7 protein-coding genes are annotated in these 7,243 nt (G+C 42.6%); 6 read left to right on the plus strand and 1 reads right to left on the minus strand.

What is annotated here, in order from left to right:
• Nucleotides 1–394 precede the first annotated feature (394 nt).
• Entirely contained in the window at nt 395–1,804 is a 1,410-nt protein-coding gene (locus QUA77_RS15385; protein WP_199297522.1) for a ferredoxin:protochlorophyllide reductase (ATP-dependent) subunit N, read from the plus strand.
• 363 nt (nt 1,805–2,167) lie between these two features.
• Nucleotides 2,168–3,610 carry a GUN4 domain-containing protein gene (locus tag QUA77_RS15390; protein ID WP_333450976.1) on the plus strand — a complete coding sequence of 481 codons (1,443 nt, stop codon included), beginning with the start codon at nt 2,168–2,170 and terminating at the stop codon, nt 3,608–3,610.
• Between the two features lie 196 nt (nt 3,611–3,806).
• Here the strand turns inward: QUA77_RS15390 and QUA77_RS29315 are convergent, their stop codons facing one another.
• Nucleotides 3,807–4,148: a transposase gene (locus QUA77_RS29315; protein ID WP_445302080.1), complete on the minus strand. Its 342-nt coding sequence runs from the start codon at nt 4,146–4,148 to the stop codon at nt 3,807–3,809.
• Nucleotides 4,149–4,288: 140 nt separating this feature from the next.
• Between QUA77_RS29315 and QUA77_RS15395 the strand changes: the two genes are divergently transcribed.
• The 4 genes from QUA77_RS15395 to QUA77_RS15410 all read left to right on the plus strand — a co-directional run bounded on the left by QUA77_RS15395 (nt 4,289) and on the right by QUA77_RS15410 (nt 6,915).
• The gene (locus tag QUA77_RS15395; protein ID WP_333084657.1) at nt 4,289–4,558 is read left to right on the plus strand and encodes a type II toxin-antitoxin system HicA family toxin; all 270 of its coding nucleotides are present in this window, start codon (nt 4,289–4,291) and stop codon (nt 4,556–4,558) included.
• The gene (locus tag QUA77_RS15400) at nt 4,530–4,895 is read left to right on the plus strand and encodes a type II toxin-antitoxin system HicB family antitoxin (protein ID WP_333182714.1); all 366 of its coding nucleotides are present in this window, start codon (nt 4,530–4,532) and stop codon (nt 4,893–4,895) included. The genes QUA77_RS15395 and QUA77_RS15400 overlap by 29 nt, the downstream gene beginning before the upstream one ends.
• A 99-nt stretch (nt 4,896–4,994) precedes the next feature.
• Complete coding sequence (locus QUA77_RS15405) at nt 4,995–5,633, plus strand: glutathione S-transferase family protein (protein ID WP_333162520.1); 639 nt, start codon at nt 4,995–4,997, stop codon at nt 5,631–5,633.
• A gap of 226 nt (nt 5,634–5,859) precedes the next feature.
• Complete coding sequence (locus QUA77_RS15410) at nt 5,860–6,915, plus strand: hypothetical protein (RefSeq protein WP_333040340.1); 1,056 nt, start codon at nt 5,860–5,862, stop codon at nt 6,913–6,915.
• Nucleotides 6,916–7,243 lie beyond the last annotated feature (328 nt).

A 7,243-nucleotide genomic window follows, 5' to 3' on the forward strand; every position in this document is an offset into this window, starting at 1 on the left:
TAATTAGCTCCAACTCACAACTGCCAAAAGGCTTTTTTCCTTAGCGATTTGAAGTAAACTAAATCCCTGCTGTGAGGGATTGTATGCCCTCGCGCAGAATTTTTTAGCCAGAATTTTGGATGCTGCGGCTCCTGCGGAAATATTGAGTGGTTGCATCTATTTTTCACAGGAATTAGCCCAAAAATAGGTATTTCTATTTATTGTTCGCTGTGCGTCGCGATCGCGCAAAACAGGTGTTTTATCCCCACTGCGCCTGTTCGTGATCGAGAGGAAAAACAACCTATTCCTCTCCTGGGCGACCGCACCGAGACGATGGCAAAATCCAGGCGTTTCCTCGCTCCGCCGCAAGTCCTGTTCGAGAAGAAAAACAATTTAAAGGGAGAAGATTTGAGATATGACTGCTATTACTACTAATGAACCGGAAGCTTTAAACTTTGAATGCGAAACAGGCAATTATCACACATTTTGTCCGATTAGCTGCGTAGCTTGGCTTTATCAAAAAATTGAAGATAGCTTTTTCTTGGTCATCGGTACCAAGACTTGCGGCTATTTCTTGCAAAACGCAATGGGCGTGATGATTTTTGCTGAGCCTCGCTATGCGATGGCTGAGTTGGAAGAGGGCGATATTTCCGCTCAGTTAAACGATTATGATGAGTTGAAGCGGCTGTGCTTGCAAATTAAGCGCGATCGTAACCCCAGTGTAATTGTCTGGATCGGCACTTGCACCACCGAAATCATCAAAATGGATTTGGAAGGGTTAGCGCCGAAGCTGGAAGCAGAAATTGGCATTCCCATCGTCACAGCGCGCGCTAACGGCTTGGATTACGCTTTTACTCAAGGGGAAGATACCGTTTTGGCAGCGATGGCTGCTAAATGCCCTGAGAAAGCGCCCGTGATGGAATCTCAGAAACAAGAACGCAATGCTATCTCTCAACTGCTGAATTTCGGCAAGAAAAAAGAGGAAGTTGCAGCAGATGAATCGGAATATGTCAAGCACACACCGCTGGTACTTTTCGGTTCTTTGCCCGATCCGGTTGTTACTCAGCTAACTCTAGAATTGAAGAAGCAAGGAATCAAAGTTTCCGGTTGGCTTCCTTCCAAGCGCTACACTGAATTGCCAGTCTTGGAAGAAGGTTATTATGTATCGGGCATGAATCCGTTCTTGTCGCGCACAGCTTCTACGTTGATGCGCCGCCGCAAGTGTAAGCTAATTGGTGCGCCATTCCCGATCGGCCCTGACGGAACTCGCGCTTGGATTGAAAAGATTTGCTCAGTGTTGGGAATTGAACCAAAAGGTTTGGACGAACGGGAAGCGCAAATTTGGGCTGGTTTGGAAGATTACCTGCAAATAATTCGCGGTAAATCTGTCTTCTTTATGGGCGACAATTTGCTGGAGATTTCTTTAGCACGTTTCTTGATTCGCTGCGGCATGACTTGCCCGGAAATTGGCATTCCTTACATGGACAAGCGCTATCAGGCGGCCGAATTGGCTTTGTTAGAAAAGACTTGTCACGAGATGGGAGTTCCTACTCCTCGGATTGTGGAGAAACCGGACAATTACAATCAGCTTCAGCGGATTTACGAGCAGAATATTGACTTGGTGATTACTGGTATGGCTCACGCTAATCCTTTGGAAGCGCGGGGAATTAATACTAAGTGGTCTGTTGAGTTTACTTTTGCTCAGATTCACGGCTTTGGTAATGCGCGGGATATTTTGGAGTTGGTGACTCGTCCGCTGCGCCGGAATAATTCGCTGAAGGATTTGGGTTGGGGTAATTTGGTGAAGAATGAGGCTCAGGTTTAATTTTTGAATAACACCTGATGATTCATAGCAAGGGTGGGCAATGTCCGCCCTTTATCATTAGAATAGTATAAGCATCTATAGAACCCATTTGAGATCTATTGCTGTAAGCGTAAGCCCTGTGCGATATGGATTTGGACTCTTTTGCTACCATTGCCCCATGATTTCTCGTCTTGTAGCTATTGAGTTATGTGAGACGACTTGTTTGTCTGCCTGATTTTTTCAGGAAAGATATCAAATGGGTTCTATAAGGATATTAAACTATCCTGATGGAGCGGCAAGGGTTACAAACTTTATCTCTTTTTTTGTTCTCATGGCTGTTCAATCCACCTAATCCTTCTAAAATCATTATTTACTTAATTAAAAATGGTTTCAACTCAAGACCTATTTTCCCAAACAACTTGCTACATTAATGGTCACCCAAAAAACGGAGAAGTTTTAGCTGTAGCCACCTATGTACATTGTCGCCGAATATGTTTTCAATTTGAAGGGGAAAACCGAGGAACATGGATTCCAGAATCAGTATTCGTAGGAGAAGAAATAGCACCAACACCCGCACCAACACCCGCACCAACACCCGCACCAACACCCGCACCAACACCCACACCCGCACCCACACCCGCACCATCGCCGACAAATACAACATCATCGCCACAACCCAGCGAACAAATTCTTCAGATAAATACTGAAGTCAATGCTAATCCTCAACTACGACAACTGAAGCAAGAATCTAATTCAAATGCTTGGAATAGTCTAGTTAATTGGATTGGTGAATCTGTTTGTGAAATTAATTTTGCTGCATCTGAAGCGTCTGTTAAAAGGCTAAAGCACAGCTACCGAGACAAATCTCCCTATGAAATTGCTCATGTTCTTATCGTTCAAAAATCCTTACAAGCGGCGGGAGTGGATTTAGTTAGAGGAATTCCGCGAGCAGAAGCTGTCATCAGGGGGATAGCTAAGTACGATTTACCAGAAATCTCCAAACTCTCGGCAGAAATGGTTTATCAGATTGCCAATATTTATGGATTTAACTTACAAGAACCCGAACGAAAAATTGAAGCTTTAACAGCCTTTGGTGCAGCTTTTTTGGGAGAAAGAGCTATTGAGGCAGGTATAGACTGGCTAGAGTATGGAATGATTCCCAGTAAAATAATAAGTGCTGCTGCTAAAGCCCTCATGATTTATGCAGTAGGCCATGCTGCTTGTATGTTCTACGAAGCTAAACTTAATCAACATATTAATCCATTAACTTCGCCAACAGTTATAAATAAAATTAGGGAACAAAGTCAACATTATTTAGATAACGCTACTTCCGAAGAAGAAATCCTTGCTCTGATTTCTCGCGAAATCAATACGGTTTTGACTATAGACTATACTAGACTCAGTAGTTTACTAAAAGCGGGAGAATGGAAAAAAGCAGACCAAGAAACCTGTGACATCATAGTAAAGATAGCTAACCGTGATTTTGAGGGAAATCTGAGAATATTGCCCCGTGATGATTTACACACTATTAATCAACTTTGGTCACAGAATAGTAATGGACATTTTGGTTTTAAGGCGCAAAAACAAATTTATTCGGATGTGTCAAAAAAAGTAGGGGATTTTGGAGAAAAGATTGGCTGGAGAAGAGACCCAGGTATATTTGGTGGAATTTTTGCTTGGAAGTCTTATGGAGCGTTAACATTTAACCTAAATAATGCTCCTAAAGGACATTTACCAGCTTTCCCTTTAGATATGCCTTGGTGGTATCACAAAGGTGAAACAACTAGAGATTTTGCCCAATCGATTTTAGAGAGAAACGATTGGTAAAGATTGATAAAGAAAGCTGCATATTTCACGGAATAAGTTTCTACCAATATGCAGCTTTCTTGTCTGTGTTTATTTCCCCACTCGTCATTATTCAAGCAATGACTTAACGTAAGTGTTTCCCCGCCTATCCGTTTATAGAACCCATTTGAGATCTTTTAGGCAATCGCTTCGGGGTAAATCTCCTCCAAGGCTTTAGTCAGTTTCTCAGGGTGATAGCCGTTATCAAGCAAACATGATCAAGGTCGTCCACTGCGGTTTTTTTTGACTTGTTCGCGCACCTTACCTTGCCATGCAAGGCTGTCTCAATCCGCTCGATTGAGCCATCCTCACACCAGTTTTGGTAATGCCAGAAGACCGTTGAATATGGCGGTAGATCTTTGGGTAAGTCCGCCCAATTACAACCATTTTTGAGCTGATAAAATATGCCATTGAGGAGTTGTCGCTTTGTCCACACTGGCGGTCGAGTTTTCTTCTTCTGCGACAGTAACGGCTCGATAATTTCCCACTCTTTGTCTGTCAAATCGCTTGAATATCTCATTAATATCCCTGGGATACTGGCATTACCTCAACTTTGTCGATTCTACTCGATCGCCCGTGATCTGTCGATCGCCCGTGATCTGTCGATCGCCCGTTGTCTGTTGATCGTCAAAAGATCTCAAATGGGTTCTATAAAAATTCATGGGCAAGTTAGGAAAACTGGTAGAACAATTTTTAGCAAATCCACCAGAAGTGCGGTTTGACGATGTGTGCTATATCCTAACTGCTTTTGGGTTTGAAGAAAAGCGCTCGAAAGGAAGTCACCATTCTTTCCGAAATGCCGATGGATTAAAGATTACAGTCCCTAAAAAGGGCGGTCAGAAGGTAAAAGGAGTCTACGTCAGGCAAATTGTGGCATTATTGAAGTTAGAGGAATGGAGCGATGAATCAGAAGATGAAAGTCAAGCTTAAATCCCTAGATTATTACTTGAGCCTGAAATATCCTATCAATTTTTATCCTGAACCTGAAGGTTATACAGCTATAATAAAAGACCTTCCTGGCTGTATGTCTCAGGGTGAAACTTTGTCCGAAGCGATGGAGAATATTCAGGAAGCTAGGGAATTGTGGATAGAGACTGCTTATGAGTGCGGCGATGAGATTCCTTTACCTGCAACGGAAGTTGAGTATAGTGGAAGTCTATCTTTACAGATTCCTAAATCTCTACATTTGAGTTTAGCAGAAAAAGCGGAAAGGGAAGGAGTTAGTCTTGACCAGTACATTCTGCTTGTATTAAGTAAAGCCGGCTAAAAGTTAACCTTCGGAGTCAATCGATTTTAGATTTTAGATCTTAGATTTGAAGTCAAAAAGAATGAAAATTTAACATAAGTAAAAAAATCTTGAGAGACTATGAAACTTTATTACATTCCTACAACAAGAGCAGTGCGGCCTCGGTGGTGTTTGGAAGAGATGGGGATTGTTTATGAATTGGTAAAACCAACGATGGCTGTGATGAAAGAACCAGAATACCGAAAATTGCACCCTCATGGGAAAGTACCCGTCTTAATCGATGGAGATGTTACCATCTTCGAGTCGGCTGCCATTTGTGCTTACCTCGCTGACCGATATCCAGAAAAAGAATTAGCGCCAGCACTCTCGACACCAGCGCGAGGCTATTACTACCAGTGGCTCTTTTATGCAGTTGCAACGCTCGAACCCCCTGTTGAAAAATTCATGTTTAATGTTTTGCCTCACTTGCCAGAGAAATTGCTGCCCAAGAAAGTAGCCCAAGAATGCTCAGCGCCGGAAGCCCAAGAATGGTTTGACCGCGTTTCACAACCACTCACAGAGGCAGTAAAAAATCAAGATTACCTCGTAGAAAACCAATTTACTATAGCTGATATTGTTGCAGGCGGAGTTCTCGTCTGGGCTTTAAAATTGGGAATGCTGAAAAATCAGCCTATTTTAACTGTTTACACTGAAAAATTGATGGCTCGCCCTGCTTTCCAGCAAGCTGACGAAGACTTTTATGCCAAGGTCGATTCTTGATGCCAGCCACACTATCATATTGAGACAACTGCCAACTAAAACCACCCCCACAAAAATAAAAAATTGGCGATTCCCTACTATTCACGAAAGGGATAACTGGATAGCTCCGCTTCATGCACTTTTCCCCAACCCTTCCAGAATCTCAGGCCACACGCCCGTAAGACGATCGCAAGTACGATCGCCTATAATCGAAACTAGCCCAACTCTCATCAGTTGAGAAACCGCCATGAGTCAAGACAAGGAAGAAATTAGCTATTCAGAGAAAACAGAACGTCTCAGAGTTATCGGTCAGTTTATCAAAACAGTGACACCGATGATTTGGACGATCGTAATTTTAGTAGTCATCATTCCCCTATTAGGTAACTTTCTAATTTCCCAGTCCCTAACCAATACCGGAACCACAGCAGTTGTCGTCTCCCCGCCGCACGATTTTAGCAAAGTCAACCAAGACATTAAAAACGCTATCCAACAATCCCATACAACAGCCGAAACTTTCGCATCAAAAGAATTGGACAAATGGGAAACCGAAGTAATTGCCCGAGTAGACAATAGCTTCCTGGATTGGTACTTCGATTACTTCAATCAAAAAAAGATGGAGTTTACCGTACCTTTTAATTTCGTGAAATCTGCCGTACTCAACAGATTTGATATGACAGCAGCTTCTCAAGCTGTTTCCGAAAAATTAACCGAAGACTTTCAAAGAGAATTTGCTAACCGAGTGCTGGTCCCCAAAAACGCTCAACTGCGATTTCAATTAATCACTCAAGATACTGCTAACTTGTATATATCAGAAGTTAGCAAGAATGTGAAAGTAGTTCAAAACAATTATAACATACCGCAAGTACAGTGGGACAAATACCTGAACGATATTGCCACCACTATTAGCGACAAAGGAAATGTCTCGAATTTATCATTAAAAGTATTAGTTGGCGGTAGCGGTTACTTGGTTGCTAAACCCTTAATTTTGGGAGTCGCAGCTAAAGTTGGTAGTAAAGTTACGGCAAAAGTTGCCAGCAAAGCCGCCGCCAAGGTAGCCACAAAAACAGGCGGTACAGTTGCTAGTCAGTTGGGAGTAAGTTTAATCGACCCGATTGTCGGCATCGGAATTATCATTTGGGATTTGTGGGATTACAATCACACCGTCAAAGTAGAAAGACCGATTTTGCGGGCACACATTGTAGAATACTTGAAAGATGTCAAAAAGTCGCTGCTCACAAATCCTGAAAGCGGGATTATGGCAGCAATTTATCAGTTGGAAAGCGGTCTTCTCAAGTCACTTTAATCATTTAAATCGCGTCTGAATAATGTGTGTAAATCCCCGAAGAGTGGTAATATCCGCTGCAAGAAGGAAAGGGGGGGTAGACCATTAGTTAGTGCCAGCAGCGGGCGCTCCGACTCGCTACTGTGCGCGATAGAACACCCGACTGTGGGCGAGCGCGCTCATGTAGCAAAAAAAGAGAAAAAAATGAATGTTAAACGAGGCAAAAAAAGAGAGGATATGGGGACAAAAAGAAGACTTTCCTGTATTTACCATCATTGGTAACAAGTTAGAAAGGAGTAGATTTTGTCAATACCTCTTTCTGCAGAAATATTATGGAACAATAATGATA

Source organism: Microcoleus sp. K5-D4, from assembly GCF_036704575.1.
GTDB lineage: Bacteria > Cyanobacteriota > Cyanobacteriia > Cyanobacteriales > Microcoleaceae > Microcoleus.